This is a genomic window from uncultured Caballeronia sp. (genome assembly GCF_964243625.1).
GTDB lineage: Bacteria > Pseudomonadota > Gammaproteobacteria > Burkholderiales > Burkholderiaceae > Caballeronia.
In genome coordinates this window covers 1-19,300 of sequence record NZ_CAXTGZ010000045.1, presented here as the reverse complement: position 1 = coordinate 19,300, position 19,300 = coordinate 1, and the positions used below count along the sequence as shown (strand labels likewise).

The 19,300-nt window shown below is 60.8% G+C and carries 17 protein-coding genes, 1 tRNA gene and 1 pseudogene; 14 read left to right on the top strand and 5 right to left on the bottom strand.

Going from position 1 to position 19,300, the window contains the following annotated elements:
* The 9 genes and pseudogenes from ACFFAR_RS05115 to ACFFAR_RS05075 all read left to right on the top strand — a co-directional run.
* A pseudogene (locus ACFFAR_RS05115) lies at positions 1-89 on the top strand (DUF4390 domain-containing protein); the annotation flags it as partial.
* Positions 79-2,505, top strand: a complete 2,427-nt coding sequence (locus ACFFAR_RS05110; protein WP_174362394.1) for an ATP-binding protein — start codon at positions 79-81, stop codon at positions 2,503-2,505. The pseudogene ACFFAR_RS05115 and the gene ACFFAR_RS05110, both read left to right, overlap by 11 nt.
* On the top strand, positions 2,506-3,231 hold the full coding sequence (gene esaR / locus ACFFAR_RS05105) for a response regulator transcription factor EsaR (RefSeq protein WP_062168568.1): 726 nt from the start codon (positions 2,506-2,508) through the stop codon (positions 3,229-3,231).
* A gap of 98 nt (positions 3,232-3,329) precedes the next feature.
* A tRNA-Phe gene (locus tag ACFFAR_RS05100) sits at positions 3,330-3,405 on the top strand.
* 174 nt (positions 3,406-3,579) lie between these two features.
* Positions 3,580-4,314, top strand: coding sequence for a 7-cyano-7-deazaguanine synthase QueC (gene queC, locus ACFFAR_RS05095; RefSeq protein ID WP_174362395.1), 735 nt, complete (start codon positions 3,580-3,582; stop codon positions 4,312-4,314).
* A 2-nt stretch (positions 4,315-4,316) separates the two neighbouring features.
* Positions 4,317-4,949, top strand: coding sequence for a 7-carboxy-7-deazaguanine synthase (queE, locus tag ACFFAR_RS05090; protein ID WP_062168570.1), 633 nt, complete (start codon positions 4,317-4,319; stop codon positions 4,947-4,949).
* 25 nt (positions 4,950-4,974) lie between these two features.
* Positions 4,975-5,421, top strand: a complete 447-nt coding sequence (gene queD / locus ACFFAR_RS05085; RefSeq protein WP_174362393.1) for a 6-carboxytetrahydropterin synthase QueD — start codon at positions 4,975-4,977, stop codon at positions 5,419-5,421.
* A 170-nt stretch (positions 5,422-5,591) separates the two neighbouring features.
* The gene (locus ACFFAR_RS05080; protein ID WP_062168572.1) at positions 5,592-6,374 is read left to right on the top strand and encodes an HpcH/HpaI aldolase/citrate lyase family protein; all 783 of its coding nucleotides are present in this window, start codon (positions 5,592-5,594) and stop codon (positions 6,372-6,374) included.
* On the top strand, positions 6,371-7,045 hold the full coding sequence (locus tag ACFFAR_RS05075; RefSeq protein ID WP_062168574.1) for a tetratricopeptide repeat protein: 675 nt from the start codon (positions 6,371-6,373) through the stop codon (positions 7,043-7,045). Before ACFFAR_RS05080 ends, ACFFAR_RS05075 begins: the two co-directional genes overlap by 4 nt.
* Before the next feature lie 57 nt (positions 7,046-7,102).
* On the opposite strand, the gene rodA is transcribed toward ACFFAR_RS05075, so the two are convergent.
* The 5 genes from rodA to ACFFAR_RS05050 form a co-directional block, all read right to left on the bottom strand.
* Positions 7,103-8,251, bottom strand: a complete 1,149-nt coding sequence (rodA, locus tag ACFFAR_RS05070) for a rod shape-determining protein RodA (protein WP_062170331.1) — start codon at positions 8,249-8,251, stop codon at positions 7,103-7,105.
* Positions 8,252-8,275: 24 nt separating this feature from the next.
* Positions 8,276-10,726: a penicillin-binding protein 2 gene (gene mrdA, locus ACFFAR_RS05065; RefSeq protein WP_174362392.1), complete on the bottom strand. Its 2,451-nt coding sequence runs from the start codon at positions 10,724-10,726 to the stop codon at positions 8,276-8,278.
* 85 nt (positions 10,727-10,811) lie between these two features.
* On the bottom strand, positions 10,812-11,324 hold the full coding sequence (mreD, locus tag ACFFAR_RS05060) for a rod shape-determining protein MreD (RefSeq protein WP_062168578.1): 513 nt from the start codon (positions 11,322-11,324) through the stop codon (positions 10,812-10,814).
* Complete coding sequence (gene mreC, locus ACFFAR_RS05055) at positions 11,321-12,433, bottom strand: rod shape-determining protein MreC (protein ID WP_062168580.1); 1,113 nt, start codon at positions 12,431-12,433, stop codon at positions 11,321-11,323. Before mreC ends, mreD begins: the two co-directional genes overlap by 4 nt.
* 205 nt (positions 12,434-12,638) lie before the next feature.
* Positions 12,639-13,682 carry a rod shape-determining protein gene (locus ACFFAR_RS05050; protein WP_017772379.1) on the bottom strand — a complete coding sequence of 348 codons (1,044 nt, stop codon included), beginning with the start codon at positions 13,680-13,682 and terminating at the stop codon, positions 12,639-12,641.
* Positions 13,683-14,050: 368 nt separating this feature from the next.
* Here ACFFAR_RS05050 and gatC point away from each other — a divergent pair, with 368 nt between their 5' ends.
* The 5 genes from gatC (at position 14,051) to ACFFAR_RS05025 (ending at position 19,205) form a co-directional block, all read left to right on the top strand.
* Positions 14,051-14,350 (top strand): Asp-tRNA(Asn)/Glu-tRNA(Gln) amidotransferase subunit GatC, encoded by a 300-nt coding sequence (gene gatC, locus ACFFAR_RS05045; RefSeq protein ID WP_062168581.1) that lies wholly within the window; start codon positions 14,051-14,053, stop codon positions 14,348-14,350.
* A gap of 106 nt (positions 14,351-14,456) precedes the next feature.
* Complete coding sequence (gene gatA / locus ACFFAR_RS05040) at positions 14,457-15,992, top strand: Asp-tRNA(Asn)/Glu-tRNA(Gln) amidotransferase subunit GatA (protein WP_174362391.1); 1,536 nt, start codon at positions 14,457-14,459, stop codon at positions 15,990-15,992.
* 3 nt (positions 15,993-15,995) lie between these two features.
* Positions 15,996-17,468: an Asp-tRNA(Asn)/Glu-tRNA(Gln) amidotransferase subunit GatB gene (gatB, locus tag ACFFAR_RS05035; RefSeq protein ID WP_375507590.1), complete on the top strand. Its 1,473-nt coding sequence runs from the start codon at positions 15,996-15,998 to the stop codon at positions 17,466-17,468.
* Between the two features lie 103 nt (positions 17,469-17,571).
* On the top strand, positions 17,572-18,408 hold the full coding sequence (locus tag ACFFAR_RS05030; protein ID WP_062170333.1) for a polyphosphate kinase 2 family protein: 837 nt from the start codon (positions 17,572-17,574) through the stop codon (positions 18,406-18,408).
* A gap of 23 nt (positions 18,409-18,431) precedes the next feature.
* Positions 18,432-19,205, top strand: a complete 774-nt coding sequence (locus ACFFAR_RS05025; protein ID WP_375507589.1) for an exodeoxyribonuclease III — start codon at positions 18,432-18,434, stop codon at positions 19,203-19,205.
* Positions 19,206-19,300: the final 95 nt, after the last annotated feature.

Sequence of the window (19,300 nt, the reverse complement as noted above, 5' to 3'; positions counted from 1 at the left end):
TCCAGATCGACGCGGTCAACAACCGCGACTGGAATCTTTCTTCCGACTGGAAGCGGTTCACTTTCACGGCGGCGCCCAATGCTAAATAAGCTCCGCCGCCGGCCATTGCGCCGCACGAACATGACGAGCATCGTGGTCCGCGCGCTGGTGGTCACGGTCGCGCTCACGGCCATTTTGCTGCTTGTCATGCTGGCGCTTGCCAGCGCGAACACCGAGTTCTTCGACCGCTATTATCAGTGGCTCTACGCCGCGAATCTCGCGGTCGCGGTGGTGCTGATCCTGATCGTGATCGGACTCGTGCTGATCATTGTCACGCGCGTTCGGCAGGGAAAATTCGGCACGCGGCTGCTGGCGAAACTCGCATTTATCTTCGCGCTCGTGGGCGTCGTGCCGGGCGGGATCATCTACGTGGTGTCGTATCAGTTCGTGTCGCGAAGCATCGAATCATGGTTCGATGTGAACGTGGAAACCGCGCTCACGTCCGGCCTGAATCTCGGGCGCGGCATGCTCGATGCATCGCTGTCGGACCTGCAGAACAAAGGCCGCCTGATGAGCGACCAGCTTGCCAGCGCGGACCCCACCAGCCTTACGCTCACGTTGCTGCGGCTGCGCGATCAGTTCAACGTGCAGGACGCGACCATCGTCGAACCCGCGCGCGGCGGCTCGGGTACGGCGCCCGATGTCCGCGTGATCGCGCAGGCATCGAGCAATTTCGCGGCGCTCGTGCCCGACAACTTGCCAAGCCCGTTGCAACTCAACCAGGCGCGCGGCCATCCATACGGCGCCATTGAAGGCGAAGTCGATGGCGATTCGAGCCTGACCGGACCCAAGGGCGCGCTGAGGCTGCGCGTGATCGTGAAGATTCCCGATAGCTCGACCACCGAACTGCAGCCGGCCGAGCGCTTCCTGCAAATCGAACAGCCGGTGAGCACCGCGCTCGCACGCAACGCCGACGCCGTGCAGCGCGCGTATCGCGAATATCAGGAGAAGGCGCTCGGGCGCACCGGTTTGCGCAAGATGTATATCGGCACGCTGACGCTGGCGCTGTTTCTCGCCACGTTCATTGCGATGATGCTCGCGCTCGCGCTCGGCAATCAGCTCGCGCGGCCGTTGTTCTTGCTGGCGCAAGGCACGAAGGAAGTGGCGGAGGGCGACTACACGCCCAAGCGCGAAGTGAAATCGCGCGATGAACTCGGCTTTCTCACGCAGTCGTTCAACGCCATGACGCGGCAATTGTCCGAGGCGCGCGCGGCGGTCGAGAACAACCGGATTGCGCTCGAGCATTCGAAGGCGTATCTCGAAAGCATTCTCGCGAACCTGACGGCAGGCGTATTCGTGTTCGACCGGCAGTTCCGCCTCACCACGGCCAATCGTGGCGCGGAACGCATTTTCCGGCAGCCGTTCAGCGGATCGCTGAATCTGCCGCTGGAGCAGATCGGCGTGCTTGCCGAGTTTGGCGCGATGGTGCGCAAGGCGTTCGCTGATCGCGACGCAGCCGCGAGCGGCAGCGGCCGGCCCATTGGCGACCGTGGCCACTGGCAGCAGCAACTTGCGGTACCCGTGCCGGGCGAAACTGATCCGCTGACCCTGCTGGTGCGCGGCACGCAGTTGCTGACGTTGACCGAAAGCGATACCGACGATGCCGAAACCACCGGCTACGTTGTCGTGTTCGATGACATCTCCGACGTCATCTCGGCGCAGCGTTCGGTGGCATGGGGTGAAGTCGCGCGGCGTCTCGCGCACGAGATCAAGAATCCGCTCACGCCGATCCAGCTTTCGGCGGAACGCTTGCAAATGAAACTCGCCGATAAACTCGCGCCCGCCGACGCCGATGTGCTGAGACGCGGCGCCACGACCATCGTGAATCAGGTTCAGGCCATGAAGCAGATGGTCGACGATTTCCGCGAATACGCGCGCACGCCGCCGGCGGTGCTCGGCAACCTGCAGCTCAACGACCTCGTGGCTGAAGTGCTGACGTTGTATGGCATTGAAGAGGGCAAGAGCCCGATCAATGTCGAGCTGACAAAGCTGCCTGTGATTCGCGGCGACGCCACGCAACTGCGGCAGGTGATCCACAACCTTCTGCAAAACGCGCAGGACGCGGTCGCCGATGTTCCCGTGCCGCGCGTGCAGCTCGAAACGAAGACAGTAGAATATGGCGACCCCGATGCGTCCGGACATGCCCGCGTGGCGGTGCGGCTGACGGTATCGGATAACGGTCCTGGTTTTCCAGCGCGAATTCTCTCGCGCGCATTCGAGCCTTATGTCACTACGAAGGCAAAGGGCACGGGTCTGGGTCTTGCAACGGTGAAGAAGATCGTCGATGAGCATGGCGCTCGCATCGACATCCGCAATCGTTCGAAGACTGCCGACGTGATCGAAGGCGCGCAGATCTCGATTTTGTTCCTGCAACTCGCGGACGATACCGCCGAACCGGGCGCATCGGCGCCCTCGGCGGCGGGTCACGGAACGACAAAAGCATTAGTGCAGACAAGGGCAGCGTAAATGGCAACCATCCTGGTGGTAGACGACGAAATGGGAATCCGGGAATTGCTCTCGGAAATCCTGAGCGACGAAGGTCACGTGGTGGAGACGGCGGAGAATGCGCAGCATGCGCGGGAGTACCGGTTGCGACAGGCGCCGGATCTTGTGCTGCTCGACATCTGGATGCCCGATACCGACGGCGTGACGCTCCTCAAAGAATGGGCGGCGCAGGGCAAGCTCACCATGCCGGTGATCATGATGTCGGGCCACGCGACCATCGATACGGCTGTTGAAGCCACGAAGATCGGCGCGCTCAACTTCCTGGAGAAACCGATCGCCTTGCAGAAGCTGCTGAAGGCGGTCGAGCAGGGACTCTCCCGCGGCAATGCGCCGGCGCCGGTGGCTGCGGCCGCGTCGCGGCCACCGTTGCCGGCCAGCGGCTCGGCGGTACCGGCTTCGGCGGTTTTGCCGGTGGCGTCGTCGCTGAATCTTTCGGGTGGCGACACCAACGGCGTGGGCGCAAGCCCGGCGGCGAATCCTGCGGGCGCGACCGCATCCATCTCTTTCGACATCCCGTTACGCGATGCACGCGATGCCTTCGAACGCGCGTATTTCGAGTATCACCTTGCGCGTGAAAATGGCAGCATGACGCGTGTGGCAGAAAAAACGGGACTGGAGCGCACGCACCTTTACCGCAAGCTCAAACAGCTCGGCGTGGACCTTGGCAAGAACAAGAGCGAAGCCTGAAGGGCATGCTGAGCAAGGCCTTGGCGATCGTTTCATCAAAAAAATCGCTAAAAGGTCTTGAGCGACATAATCCCCTTTGATATACTTTCGTTCTTCGTGGCCCGGTAGCTCAGTTGGTAGAGCAGCGGATTGAAAATCCGCGTGTCGATGGTTCGATTCCGTCCCAGGCCACCACAGTTGCAAGAAAGGCCCGGAAGCCGAAAGGTTTCCGGGCCTTTTCCATTGCGCCGCGACAGTGCGTAAAACGGCGCCATGCTAAAATCCTTGGTTCTTCAAAGACTTGGCTGACATTGCAACAATGAATTTGATTGTTGGCCAGATCGTGCAAAACCAACCAGGAGTTTCATGGTGACTCGGACAGACGCTAAAGACAGCGCACTGGTGCTGTTTTCCGGCGGCCAGGATTCGGCCACGTGCCTCGCCTGGGCGCTCGACCGCTTCACAATCGTCGAGACGCTCGGGTTCGACTATGGGCAGCGGCATCGTGTGGAACTCGAATGCCGGGAGGGCTTCCGGGCATCGCTGAAAAAGCAGTTCCCGAAGTGGGCCGACCGGCTTGGCGAAGACCACATGATCGACCTGTCCGTGCTCGGCGCCATCAGCGACACCGCCATGACACGCGAGATCGAAATCGAAGCGACCGCGAACGGTTTGCCCAACACCTTCGTGCCTGGCCGCAACCTGATGTTCATGACGATCGCGGCAGCCATTGCGTACAGGCGCGGACTGAAAGTGCTGGTCGGCGGCATGTGCGAGACGGATTTCTCCGGCTACCCCGATTGCCGCGACGACACCATGAAGGCGCTGCAAGTCGCACTCAATCTCGGCATGGACAGCCGCTTCCTGCTCGAAACGCCGCTGATGTGGCTCGATAAGGCCGACACCTGGCGCCTGGCCGAAGTGCTCGGTGGCGAGTCGCTCGTGGAGCTGGTACGCGTCGAGACGCATACATGCTATGTAGGCGAGCGTGCCGAGTTGCACGCGTGGGGCTTCGGCTGCGGCCAGTGCCCGGCGTGCAAGCTGCGCAAGCGCGGCTTCGAAGCCTATCAATCGGGTGAGCAAGTCACCACGGAACCAGTCTGATCATGACGTATGCAGTAAAGGAAATCTTCTACACGTTGCAGGGCGAAGGCGCGAATGCCGGGCGCCCGGCCGTGTTTTGCCGCTTCGCCGGATGCAACCTGTGGTCGGGCCGCGAGGAAGATCGCGCGGAGGCGGTGTGCCAGTTTTGCGATACGGATTTCGTCGGCACGGATGGCGAGAACGGCGGCAAATACAAGACGCCGGCTGATCTCGTCGCAATGATCGCGTCGCAATGGCCGGAAGGCGAAGCGCACAAGTTCGTGGTCTGCACGGGTGGCGAGCCCATGTTGCAAATCGACCAGCCTTTCGTGGACGCACTGCATGCTGCGGGCTTTGAGATGGCTATCGAAACGAATGGATCGATGCCGGTGCTGGATACCATCGACTGGATTTGCGTGAGCCCGAAAGCCGGTGCGCCGCTGGTCGTGACGAAGGGCAACGAGCTCAAAGTCGTCGTGCCGCAGGACAACCAGCCGCTCGCCGATTACGCGAAGCTCGACTTCGAGTATTTCCTCGTGCAGCCCATGGACGGTCCGTCGCGCGACATCAACACGAAGCTCGCTATCGACTGGTGCAAGCGGCATCCGCAATGGCGCCTGTCCATGCAGACGCACAAGTACCTGAACATCCCCTAACGCGAATCACCCAAGCTGAGCCGACGTGCAGACGATTACCCGAAAACTCGAATTCGATGCGGGCCACCGCATCCCCGATCACCGCAGCCAGTGCCGGAATCTGCATGGTCATCGGTATGTGCTGGAAATCACGCTGCAGGGTGAACTCGTCGAAACGGAAGGCGCGCCGGATCGCGGCATGGTGATGGATTTCGCCGATGTCAAAGCGCTCGCCATGGAGCATCTCGTCAACAAGTGGGACCACGCTTTTATCGTGTACGCACGCGATGAAATCGTGCGCGGTTTTCTCGAGCAAATGGCCGATCACAAGACCGTCGTGCTCGACCGCATTCCAACGGTCGAAAATCTCGCCGCCGAGGCGTTCCGGATTCTCTCCGCCGTCTACGATGCGCACTACGGCGTCAACCTGAAGCTCAAGCGCATCCGGCTGTACGAAACACCGAATTGCTGGGCGGACGTCGAAGGCGTCTGACGCCGGCTTTCCGCGCTCCGCGGCTTCGCTTTTGTCACGGTATCATCGTCAAAGATTGTTGAGTGAGCCGCACGTTTTGCTGCGGCGCATCCCGGCGACATGCTAACGGAGCGAGACATGCGAGCGAACCCTTCCGCCACGTTCAAGGCCGATCCAGCGGGGATCACGCCATGAGCACCTACACGAATCTCCTCAAGCAGCGTTTCAGCGAGCACGGCACGTTGTATGGCATGTGGCTGTCGATGGGCAGCGCCGACATTGCCGAAGCGCTCGCGCATGCGGGCTTCGACTGGCTTTGCATCGACATGGAGCATTCTCCGAACGACAGCCAGGACGTCGTCGCGCAACTTCGCGCGATTGCCGCAGCGCATCTTCCGACCGAACCGATTGTCCGTGTCCCGGCGCACGACGGCTGGCTGGTCAAGCGCGTACTCGATGCCGGCGCGCGCACGCTGATGTTCCCGAACGTCGAGACGGCGGAAGAAGCGCAGCATGCCGTGCGTCTCACGCAATATCCGGACGGCGAAGCACGCGATGGTCTGCGCGGCGCTGCCGGTATGGTGCGCGCGGCGGCTTACGGCGTTCGTCGCGATTATGTGACGACGGCGAACGCGCAGATATCGACGATCGTGCAGATCGAGTCGGAACTGGCGCTTGCGAATGTCGAAGCGATTGCCGCGACGCCGGGCGTCGATTGCCTGTTTATCGGGCCGGCGGATCTGGCTGCGAGCCTCGGGCATCTCGGCGATTCGAAACATCCTGACGTGCAGGCGGCGATCACGAAGATCATCGATACCGCGAAGAACGCGGGTATCGCGAGCGGCATTTTCGCGCTCGATTCCGCGAGCGCGCGGCAGTACGCGGAGGCGGGCGTGAAGGTGATTGCGTTGTCATCGGATGTGAGCTGGTTATTGAAGGCGACGCGCCAGGCGTTGCAGGAGGCGAGGGCATGAAACCCGGATTATTGGGCGCAGTTTCCGTCGCGTTATTGCTGACGTACGGCGCAGCAAACGCACAAACGGTGAAGGGCAGCGACATGGCCACGCAAAACGCCGTCGCCGATTACAACGCGGGCAATTTCGGCGCGGCGCGCTCGGAGTTTCTTCGCGCGGCGAAGAAGGGCAGCCGTCTCGCGGAATTCAATTACGCGATGATGCTGGTCAACGGCGAGGGCGGTCCCGCCGATGTCCCCGAAGGCAAGAAATGGCTGCGCAAGGCCGCCGACGCCGACATGACACAGGCGCAGTTCGTGTACGGCAAGATGTTCGACGATGGCCAGTTTGTGGATCGTGATCCGGCTGAGGCGCATCGCTGGTTTTTGCGGGCGGCGAGCCAGGGACACGTGCAGGCGGAACTGGCGCTGGCGAACCAATTTCTCGATGGCCGCGGCACCCCGCGCGATAACGCCCAGGCCTTCGCCTGGTACAAGAAAGCAGCCGAAGGCGGCGACATGACCGCGCAATACGTGGCGGGATCGTTCTATGAACGCGGCGGCGACGGCGTGCAGAAGAACATCAATGTCGCGCGTGCGTATTACGCGGCGGCAGCGGCTCAAGGCGATCCCGCGGCGAAGTTGAAGTACCAGCAACTGAGCGCGGAGCTTTCCCAGGAACGGCCGCAATAAACAAAAAGCCCGCGATGATCATCGATCGAATCGCGGGCCTTCTTGAGTCCAGACGCTTTATCCCTTCATCAGCCGCTTCTGTCGCGACACGCTCATGATCAGTCCGACCGCGACGCCGAGCGTGGTCAGCGCCGTTCCGCCATAACTCATGAACGGCAGCGGCACGCCGACCACCGGCAAGATCCCGCTCACCATCCCGATGTTCACAAATGCATACGTGAAGAACGCCATGGTCAGCGATCCCGCCAATAACCGGCCAAACAACGTCGCGCCGTTCGCCGCAATGAACAACCCGCGCGCAATCAGCGCCATATAAAGAAAGAGCAGCACGAGTCCGCCGGCAAGCCCGAACTCCTCCGAAAACACCGCGAAAATAAAGTCGGTATGTTTCTCCGGGATGAACTCCAGATGCGCCTGCGTGCCCTTGAGCCAGCCTTTGCCGAACGTCCCGCCTGAACCGATCGCGATCACGGCCTGAATGGTGTGAAAGCCCTTGCCGAGCGGATCGGAAGTCGGATCGAGCAGCGTACAGATCCGATGCTTCTGGTAGTCGTGCATCAAAGGCCAGTTCACTTCCGGCTGGCAGATGCGTTCCTGGAACACGCCGATACTCGCCACCACCAGCACCGCTGCAACCAGCACCGGCACGATCAGCTTGAAGCTCAGGCCCGCAAAATAGATGACAAAAAGCCCTGCCGCGAACACGAGCACGGCGGTCCCCAGATCGGGCTGCTTCGCGATGATCGCTACCGGCAGCACCAGGATCAGAAACCCGACGACGTAATCCCACCAGCGGATCTGGCCTTCACGTCGCTGGAAATACCACGCGAGCATGAGCGGCATCGCGATCTTCATGATTTCGGACGGCTGGATCACCACGCCCACGTTCAGCCAGCGTTTCGCGCCTTTTCGCGTGAGGCCGAACGTGGCGACCGCGATCAGCAACGCCATGCCGAACGTATAAAGCGGCACGGCAAAACGCATCAGCGTGGGCGGCGGGACATTGGCTAGGATCCACATCAGGCCGAACGTCAGCATGATGTTGCGCAACTGGTCCTCGACGCGTCCGGGAACATCGAGACTCGCGCTATACAGCGTCACTATTCCAACACACAGCAGCAGGAACACAATCAGCGCGAGGGGTTTGTCGAAACCCGCAAACATGCGCTTCGTGCGGTCCATCCAGGCGCGCTTGTCGAACTGCATCGCTTGCATGGCGGTTCTCCTTCTTTACTCGTCGATGCCGCCGGACGGCGTCAACGTTTGAATGGGGTTCTTGCCGTTGTTACGGGGAATCGCAGCCGTGGGCGCGGGTTCCTTCGGCGGCGCGGGTGTCCTGGGCGGCACGGGCGCAGGCGCTTTGCGGGCTTCCTTTGCGTTCAATGCCGGCGCCTTCTCTTTTCCGTTGCCTTCCTTGCCAGCGGCTCGCGGCATTTCCGCTGCAACGGGGACAATGGGCGCGCGAGGCGTGGCCAGCGCGCGCAACATCATTTGCGCCGGCGATGCGGGCACGGCCGGCGCTGCGGCCGAGGCTGCGCTGCCTGCATCGGCAGATGAAGCAGGAGAAGCGGTTGAAGCCGAAGAGGCTGGCTGAGCCGCCGAGGCCTCCGCCGCACCCGATGCTCCTGCCACCGGCGCGGAGGCCGCCGCGGGATTGAACGCAGGCGATGCAGCCACCACCGATGCCGGCAATGCCGCATCGACCGCCGATTGCGAGCCGCCGATCACGGGCGCTGTCGCGCCTTCCGTGGCCGACGCCGCCGCCGCCACCGCCGCCGCTTCCGCACCCGGCTTCAACCGGTCGACGAGGTAATAGTCGAGCACTTTGCGTGCAATCGGACCAGCGGCTTCCGCACCCCAGCCGCCGTTTTCGACGATCAGCGCAATCGCAATGGTCGGATGCTCTGCCGGCGCAAACGCGATATACAACGCGTGGTCTCGCAAGTGCTCGGCCGTCGCGTGGCCGGAGTAGTTCGCGCCTTGCAACGAATAAACCTGCGCCGTGCCGGTCTTGCCAGCCGACACATATTGAGCGCCGCGGAAGATCTTGACCGCGGTGCCGTTCGTGACCACGCCTTCCATTGCGCGCTTGATGAAGTCGACGTCCGCCTGCCTCACCGCAATTTTGTCGCTCGGCGCCCGCACCGTCAGACGCACGGCCTTCGTGATCGGATTCTCGACTTCCTTCACCAGATGCGGCTTCATGACCACGCCGTCATTCGCAAGCGTCGCCGTGGCGTGCGCGAGCTGCAGGATGGTGAACGAGTTGTAGCCCTGTCCAATACCCAGGCTGATCGTTTCGCCTTCATACCAGCGCTGCTGTTCGGGCTTGCGATACGCCTTCTTCTTCCAATCCGTCGATGGAAGAATGCCGCGCGCCTCGCCGTAGATATCGATGCCCGTGATCTGCCCGAAGCCCCACGGCTTCATGAAACCGGCCATCGCGTTCACGCCCAGATCGTGCGCGAGCATATAGAAATACGTGTCGTTGGAGACCACGATCGCGCGGTTCATGTCGACCCAGCCCTGACCCGCGCGCACGTCGTTGCGGAAGGTGTGGCCGCCGAACGTGTACGAGCCCGGGTCCTGGAAACCCCAGCCCGGCGTGCGCTTGTGCAGCGTCAGCGCGGCGAGCGCCATGAACGGCTTGTAGGTCGAACCCGGCGGATACGTGCCGTGCAGCGGACGGTTCAACAACGGATGATCGGGCGAATTGTTGAGCGAATCCCAGGTCTGCTGATCGATGCCGTCCACAAACGAATTCGGATCGAAACTCGGCGCCGACACAAACGCGAGCACATCGCCAGTCGATGGCTCGATGGCGACCAGCGCGCCGCGTTTGCCCGCGAACGCCTGCTCGGCGACCTGCTGCAAGCCGATATCCAGCGACAACACCAGGTTGTTCCCCGGCGTGGCTTGCGTGCGCGACATGGTGCGCACCGGCCGTCCGCCCGCCGTCACTTCCACTTCCTCGAAACCCGTCAGCCCGTGCAACTCGGTCTCGTAGCTTTGCTCGACACCGATCTTGCCCATGTAATCGGAGCCCTTGTAGTTGTTCGCGTCCAGACGCGGATCGTAGTGATCGGTGTCGGCGTCGTTCTGGTCGCTTGCGGCGTCGATACGCTCCTGATCGCGCTGCGAAATCCGCCCGATATACCCAATCACGTGCGCCGCCGTCGGTCCCAGCGGATATTGGCGGAACAGCCGCGCACGCACTTCCACGCCCGGGAAGCGGAAACGCTGCGCGGTGAACTGGGCGACTTCTTCGTCGGTGAGACGGGTCCGGATGGGCAGGCTCTCGAAGTTCTTCGAGTCTTCCAGCAGCTTCTTGAAGCGCCGGCGGTCGCGTGCGTCGACGGGAATCACGGTCGCGATGCGGTCGATTTCATCGTCTAGCGTGGTGTTGATCTTCGATGGCGTGATTTCCAGCGTGTAAGCCGAATAGTTCTTTGCCAGCACGACGCCGTTGCGGTCGGTAATGATTCCGCGATTCGGCACGATAGGCGCAACCGAGATACGGTTTTCATCGGCCTGCAGTGAGTACTTGCTGAAATGCCAGACTTGCAGATACAGGAACCGCACGCCGATCAGCCCGAAGCAGACGAACACGAACAAGCCGGCGGCTGCCACGCGCAGGCGAAACTTCGATAACTGTTGTTCGGCGTTCTGAAATTCGGTCATGCAATCTTCGCGGGGACCGCGTATGTGGCGACTGTGGCGTGCGGCTTAACCGGCACGCCGCCAGGCGCTTGAATCAACTGGCAACTCAAATGGGACGCGTGTCGTCGGGATCGGTGGCGCGGCGCTGCGGAATCAGCAGCAGGAAACTCGCGAGCGGCCACAAAATGGCTTCCACGAATCCATCGACCAGATAGCTCCAGCCGGGAAACGCCGCGCCGGTCAGCAGGCGAATCACGAACGGAACGATCTGCGCGCCGATCAGGAGCGGTGCGACCACGAACGTCTGCACGGGCAACGACATCCACAATACGCGCCTGTGAATGGTGATGGCGCCGTACGACAACAACGTATACGCAAGCGCGTGCTCGCCGAGCAGACTCGCATTGTGAACGTCCATCAACATGCCAAGCAAAAACGCGATGCCCATTCCGACACGCCGCGGCTGGTGAACGTTCCAGAAAAGCAGGACAACGGCCACAAAATCAGGCACGCCGGCCATCCGGCCCCACGGCATCAGGTTCAGCAGGAACGCGGCGGCCAGGCTGAACGTGATGAAGTAAGGATTGACCGGCTGCAGGATGTATTGCGGGCGGCTCATGGCGTGGCTCCGGGCGCGGGCCTGGCGGCGGGTTCTCGCCGGGCGTGCCCGGATCTGTTCGATGCCGCGTGCTCAGGCTTTTTCGCGGTGACGGCAGACGCCGGCTTCGCTGCTTCAGCGGCGGATGCCGGCGCGGCGGGCGTTGCCGCCGCTGCAGCCGGAGTCGCTGCGGGGGCGCTCGCGCTTTTCGCGGGCGCCGCCTTCTTCCTGCCCTTGTTTTCCTTTGCTTCCTTTGCGGCGGCCGCGGCTTCGATCTCTTCAGGATTCGGCGGCTGGTTGATCTCGTAATGCAGCACGAGCAACTGGCGCGCGCCGCGCACCGGCGCAATGGGCAGGCAGACGACGCGGGCGAACGCGGTATCGGCTTGTTTATCGACGCGCACGACTTTCGCCACCGGCAAGCCCGGCGGATAGATTCCGTCCAGGCCGCTGGTCACGAGTTCGTCGCCAGTCTGGACGTCGGCGCTGATGGGTACGAAACGCAGGTCCAGCGTGTCGCCCTTCGGCGTGCCATAGATCACGCTGCGCAAACCGGTACGCACGATCTGCACAGGAACGGCCTGGTCCTTGTCGGAGAGCAGCGTCACTTCGGATTGCAGCGGGAACACGCGGGTAATCTGGCCGATCACGCCATCTTCGTTGACTACCGGCGCGCCGTCCTGGATGCCCTGCTGCGAGCCTTTGCCAATCACGACTTTCTGTGTGAACGGATCGCGTGTGTCGTATTGCACTTCTACGGGTGTGGTTTGCGTGACGGCGCGCGCCTGAAGCTGAAGGAGCGAGCGCAAATGAGCGTTCTCGGCGTTGAGCTGGGATGCGTCGCCCGCTTTTACAGACAACTCCAGGTTCTTTTCTTTCAACTTCGAGTTTTCGGTGCGCAGGGTTGCGCTGGTCACGGCCAGGTCGGCGGCGCCCATGAAGATATCGCGCGGTACTAGCGCTGCGCGCTGCAACGGGTATAACCCCGCGCCCAGCACGCCACGCACGATCTCGAGCGTGTTGAAACGCGCGTCGGAGATCAAAAGGGCGATTGCAAGCACCACGAAGAAGATCAATCTCGCGAGAGCGGATGGACCTTGCTTAAAGAGTGGCGGCGGACTGTATTCCATGGTCGGCGCCGAGGGCGTGAGCAGTTAAATCGATGCTGCGGGTCCGCGTGAAGTAGCGGCCCTGCCCAGCGCAGAGCGTTGCGGCCCGGAGCCACATTGGGCCGGGCCACGTGAACGCTTGCGCAAGTCGCAACCCTCGCGCACGTCGCAGTTGTTTCATTGAGCGAGTGCGTGTTGTTGACGCCTTCGTAAAAGGCGTCAAGACTTACTCGTAGGAGAAGATGCTGCCGAGCTTGTCCATGCGTTCGAGCGCCATGCCCGAACCGCGTACGACACACGTCAGCGGATCTTCAGCAACGAGCACCGGCAGGCCGGTCTCTTCTGCAAGCAGCCGGTCCAGATCGCGCAGCAACGCGCCACCGCCGGTGAGCATCATGCCGCGTTCGGCAATGTCAGCGCCCAGTTCTGGCGGCGTCTGTTCCAGAGCAATCTTCACCGACGAAACGATCTGGTTCAGCGGATCGGTCAGCGCTTCGAGAATTTCATTGCTCGAAATGGTGAAGCTGCGCGGAATGCCTTCGGAAAGATTACGGCCCTTGACTTCCATCTCCTTGACTTCGGAGCCCGGGAAAGCCGAACCGATTTCCTTCTTGATGGCTTCAGCCGTTTGCTCGCCAATCAGCATGCCGTAGTTACGGCGAATGTAATTGACGATGGCTTCGTCGAACTTGTCGCCGCCCACGCGCACCGAACCCTTGTACACGATACCGCCAAGCGAGATCACGCCCACCTCGGTCGTGCCGCCGCCGATATCAACAACCATGGAGCCGGTTGCTTCCGAAACCGGCAGGCCGGCGCCAATAGCGGCAGCCATGGGTTCTTCGATCAGGTAGACCTGCGACGCGCCTGCGCCATGAGCCGCTTCCTTGATCGCGCGGCGCTCGACCTGGGTCGAACCGCACGGTACGCAAATGATGATGCGCGGCGAAGGCGAGAACATGCGCGACTCGTGAGCCGTCTTGATGAACTGCTTGATCATCTGCTCGGTGACCGTGAAGTCGGCGATAACGCCGTCTTTCATGGGCCGGATAGCTTCAATATTGCCCGGCACCTTGCCGAGCATCTGCTTGGCCTCGCGGCCGACAGCCTGAATGGTCTTCTTGCCATTCGGACCGCCTTCCTGGCGGATGGAAACCACCGATGGCTCGTCAAGAACGATACCCTTGCCGCGCATGTAAATCAGCGTGTTGGCGGTGCCGAGATCAATCGCCAGATCGTTTGAAAAGTAGCTGCGCAAAAAACCGAACATTCAAAATCCTGTCTCGCTGGGAGCCGTGCCTCGCTTCGAGCGCCAAAGGACGGCAGCGGAAAAAATTGACAGCCTGCAGCCGGACCCAATTGGTCGCGAACATTGCAAAGCTGCGAAGAAAATCTACCGGAGGATGCAAGCAAACCAGGCGCACACTTTTCTGAAAAATCTGTAACTAAGAAAAGGCCGCTGGCAAGTCGATCCGGATTTGGGTCGAACGCGTAATGATACCTTATAATTTTGGGGTATTCGAAGGAAAAGGACGGTACATTTTGCCATCGTCAGGCCTGCTTTCTAAGGCTCCTTATCTCGAATTGAAGTCGCGCTGTTTGTTGCGCGAAAGTCGCATAAATAGACCGGTGAAACGAATGTCTCTGACCCTGACCGATGTAAAACGCATTGCGCACCTCGCGCGGCTGGAATTGCCCGAACACGAGGCCGAACCCACCCTCGCGCGCCTGAACGATTTCTTCGGTCTCGTGGAGCAGATGCAAGCTGTAGACACCACGGGAATCGAACCGCTTGCTCACCCGATCGAACAAATCCAGCAAGTCGAACTGCGTTTGCGAAACGATGCTGTTACAGAGCATGTAAACCGCGAAGAGTTCCAGCGGCCTGCGCCTGCCGTGCGCGACGGCTTGTATCTCGTGCCGAAAGTGATCGAATAGTGATGCAATAGTGATTGAACAAGCGGCCCGCCGGCACGGCAATGGCACCGCAGCACCGCACGAAAACTAAAAGACGCGGCACATGGCGTCTATCAGGAAAAACGCAATGCATCAGAAAAGCTTGACCGAACTGCGCGCGGCACTTGACGCAAAAACCCTTTCCGCCGTCGAACTCGCGCAGGTGTTCCTGCAGCGCATCGACGCAGCGAAGGATCTCAACGCCTTTATCAGCGTCGATCACGCACTCACCCTCGAGCAGGCGAAAGCAGCGGACGCGCTCATAGCCCAAGGCAAAGCGGGTCCGCTGACGGGTTTGCCCATCGCGCACAAGGACGTGTTCGTCACGCGCGGATGGAGCTCGACGGCGGGCTCGAAGATGCTCGAGAACTACAAGAGCCCCTTCGATGCCACCGTCGTCGACCGCTTGAAGAACGCGGGCATGGTGACGCTCGGCAAAACGAATATGGACGAATTTGCGATGGGTTCGTCGAACGAGAATTCGTACTTCGGCCCGGTCAAGAATCCGTGGGACCTGAAAGCGGTTCCGGGCGGATCGTCGGGTGGCTCGGCTGCAGCGGTCGCCGCGCGGCTCGCGCCCGCCGCTACCGGCACGGACACGGGCGGCTCGATTCGCCAGCCTGCATCGTTCACGGGCGTTACGGGAATCAAACCCACGTACGGGCGCGTTTCGCGTTACGGCATGATCGCGTTCGCTTCGTCGCTGGATCAGGGCGGGCCCATGGCTCGAAGCGCCGCGGATTGCGGCGTGTTGCTCAACGCGATTGCATCGTTTGATCCACGCGATTCGACCAGCCTCGAGCGCGAGGACGAAGACTACACGCGTTACCTCGGCCAGCCCTGGTCCGGTCATGATGCGGCCAGGCCGCTGGCGGGATTGCGCATCGGTTTGCCGAAGGAATTTTTTGGCGAAGGCTTGAGCGCCGAAGTTCGCAGCGCGGTGGACGCGGCGTTGAAGCAATATGAAGCGCTCGGCGCGACGCTCGTCGAGGTATCGCTGCCGAAGACCGAGTTGTCGATTCCCGTGTACTACATCATCGCGCCGGCGGAGGCATCGTCGAATCTGTCGCGGTTCGACGGCGTGCGTTACGGCCATCGCGCGGCCGAATACACCGATCTTCTCGATATGTACAAGAAGTCGCGCGCCGAGGGTTTCGGACCGGAAGTGAAGCGCCGGATCCTGGTCGGCGCGTACGTGTTGTCGCACGGCTATTACGACGCGTATTACGTCCAGGCGCAGAAGATCCGCCGCATCATCGCGCAGGATTTCCAGGAAGCATTCAACCACTGCGATGTGATCATGGGACCGGTCGCGCCCTCCGTTGCATGGAATCTCGGCGAGAAAGCCGATGATCCCGTCCAGATGTATCTCGCCGATATCTACACGTTGTCGATCAGTCTCGCCGGCTTGCCTGGCATGAGCGTGCCTTGCGGCTTCGGCGCTGCGGGCAGTGCGCATGCCACGCGGCCGGTCGGCTTCGGCGCTGCGGGCAGTGCGCATGCCACGCGGCCGGTCGGCTTGCAGATCATCGGCAACTATTTCAACGAAGCCCGGTTGCTGCAGGTCGCCGACGCGTTTCAGCGCGCGACCGACTGGCATGTGCAATCACCCGCAGGAGTCTGAGTTATGCAGTGGGAAGTCGTTATCGGTCTTGAGACGCACGCGCAGTTGTCGACGGTCTCGAAGATTTTCTCGGGCGCGGCCACGCAATTCGGCGCGGAGCCGAACACGCAAGCCTGTCCTGTCGACCTGGCGTTGCCCGGTTCGTTGCCCGTGATGAATCGCGGCGCTGTTGAACGTGCAATTCGCCTGGGTCTTGCGATTGGCGCGACCATCGCGCCGCGCAGCATTTTCGCCCGCAAAAACTATTTCTATCCCGATTTGCCGAAGGGCTATCAGATCAGCCAGTTCGAGATTCCGGTCGTGCAAGGCGGCAGCGTCACGATCCACGTTCCGGCGAACGAAAAAACCGGCAAGGCCGCGTACGATAAAACCGTCAACCTGACGCGCGCGCATCTGGAGGAAGACGCCGGCAAGTCGCTGCACGAAGACTTTGCGGGCATGACGGGTATCGACTTGAATCGTGCCGGCACGCCGCTGCTCGAGATCGTGACGGAGCCGGAAATGCGCAGCGCGGCGGAAGCCGTGGCGTACGCGAAAAGCCTGCACACGCTCGTGCAATGGCTCGGCATTTGCGACGGCAACATGCAGGAAGGCTCGTTCCGTTGCGACGCGAACGTCTCGGTGCGGCCGGTCGGCCAGGTTGAGTTTGGCACGCGCGCCGAGATCAAGAACCTGAACTCGTTCCGGTTTCTCGAAGAAGCGATCCAGTACGAAGTGCGCCGCCAGATCGAGTTGATTGAAGACGGCGGTACGGTCGTGCAGGAAACGCGTTTATACGATCCGGATAAACGTGAGACGCGTTCAATGCGCAGCAAGGAAGACGCGCACGATTACCGGTATTTCCCTGATCCGGATCTGATGCCGCTCGCTATCGACGAAGCGTGGATCGCGCGTGTTCGCAGCGAACTTCCGGAGTTACCGGAAGCGATGCAAACGCGTTTTGTCGAGCAATATGGTTTGACGCAGTACGACGCGGTCGGGCTGACGTCGTCGCAGGGCATGTCGGCTTATTTCGAGAACGTGGTCTCGAAAGTCGGGCCCGCGAACGCCAAGCTCGCGGCCAACTGGCTGATGGGTGAAGTGTCGTCGCAACTGAATCGTGAGTCGCTGGACATTGCGAGCTTGCCTGTTTCGCCCGCGCAGCTCGCGCTCGTGATTCAGCGCATCGCGGACGGCACCATCTCGAACAAGATCGCCAAGGATATCTTCCAGGCGATCTGGGAAGAGAAGGCCACTGACGACGCGGCGGCTGACCGGATCATCGAAGCGAAGGGGCTGAAGCAGATCTCGGATACGGGCGCGCTGGAAGCGATCATCGACGAGGTGATGGCCGCGAACCAGAAGTCGGTGGATGAATACCGCTCCGGCAAGGAAAAGGCGTTCAACGCGCTGATCGGTCAGGCAATGAAAGCGACCAAGGGCAAGGCGAATCCGCAGCAGGTCAACGAGCTTTTGAAGAAGAAATTATCCTCTTGATGTGCAGGCCGGTGTCTGACGGCTGAGGTACTCGCGGGTTGCTGCTGGTCTGGTCTGGCAGCAACCCTTTATTTTATGAATGTCGACGAGCGGGAGCACGCGCGTGGCCAAGAAACCTGATCTGGACGATTACCGCGTGCCGTATTTCGACGGCAAGAAGATCAAAACGTTTGATCTCGCTTCCATCGACACAGCGTCGAAGCCGTTCTCCTCCGGCTCGAAAGACGACGACCGTGCGCGTTTGAGCGAGTTGAACGCAGCACTCGACGGATTGCAGGACAAACTCCACACACAGCGCAAGCAACGCGTCCTGCTGATCCTGCAAGGCATGGATACAAGCGGCAAGGACGGCACCATTCGCGGCATTTTCCAGGACGTCGATCCGCTCGGTTTGCGGATCGTGCCGTTCAAGGCGCCTTCCGAAGTCGAGGCCGCGCACGACTTTCTCTGGCGGGTTCATTCCCAGGCGCCGGCCGCGGGCGAGCTGACCGTTTTCAATCGCAGCCAGTACGAAGACGTGCTCGTGCCGCGCGTGCTCGAGCAAATCGATAAAGACGAATGCGAGCGCCGTTACGCGCATATCCGCAACTTCGAAGCGCTCCTCGCCGACAGCGGCACGACGATCGTGAAATGCTTCCTGCATATATCGAAGGACGAGCAGAAGGAGCGTTTGCAGGCGCGTATCGATAATCCGGAAAAGCACTGGAAATTCGATCCGTCCGATCTGGAAGCCCGCAAGCAGTGGGACGACTATCAGCAAGCCTACGCGGACGCCTTGGGCGCGACATCGACCGAGTTTGCGCCGTGGTATGTCATTCCCGCTGATTCGAAACCGCACCGTAACGTCATGGTCGCCGAATTGATCACGCGCACCATGCAGAGTTTGAAACTCGAATATCCGCCGGCGGAGGAATCGCTGAAAGGGATCAAGGTCGAGTAATCAACAACTTATAAGGAAGTTTCATGTTTCGTGTCATCACCGCCAATTTGAACGGTATTCGATCGGCCGCGAGGAAAGGGTTCTTCGACTGGTTCGGTCAACAGGACGCAGACGTTGTATGCGTGCAGGAAATCAAATGCTCGCAAGACGACCTGACGCCGGAGTTCCTGGCGCCGCACGGTTTCCAGGGTTATTTCCAGCATGCCGTGAAGAAGGGTTATTCGGGTGCCGGGCTTTATACAAAGCACAAACCGGATGAAGTGATCATCGGTTTCGGCAGCGAGGAATTCGATCCTGAAGGGCGTTATGTCGAGGCGCGCTTTGGAAATCTATCGGTTATTTCCGTGTACGTGCCGTCCGGTTCCAGCGGCGAGGAACGGCAGCAGGCGAAGTATCGGTTCATGGCTGAATTCATGCCGCACCTGGAGCAACTCGCGGCGACGCGCGAAGTGATTCTATGCGGCGACGTGAACATCGTGCACAAGGAAATCGACATCAAGAACTGGAAGAGCAACCAGAAGAATTCCGGTTGCCTGCCGGAAGAGCGCGCATGGCTCACCCAACTGTTCGATGAAAAATCCTACGTCGATGTATTCAGGACGCTCGACCAGCGTCCTGAGCAATATACGTGGTGGAGCAATCGCGGACAGGCTTATGCCAAGAACGTCGGGTGGCGGATCGATTATCAGATTGCGACGAAAGGCGTGGCGGACACGGCCGCGGCAACGTCCGTTTTCCGCGATATCAAGTTCAGCGACCACGCGCCGCTGATTATCGATTACGACTGGAAGGTTTAAACGCCTTTAAAGCCTGGGCTTTTTAAACCGGCCCATTCCTGCATAATTGGGCAACTGGTCCACGGTTTTCCCGATCGCTTTTGCGTAGAGCGGCA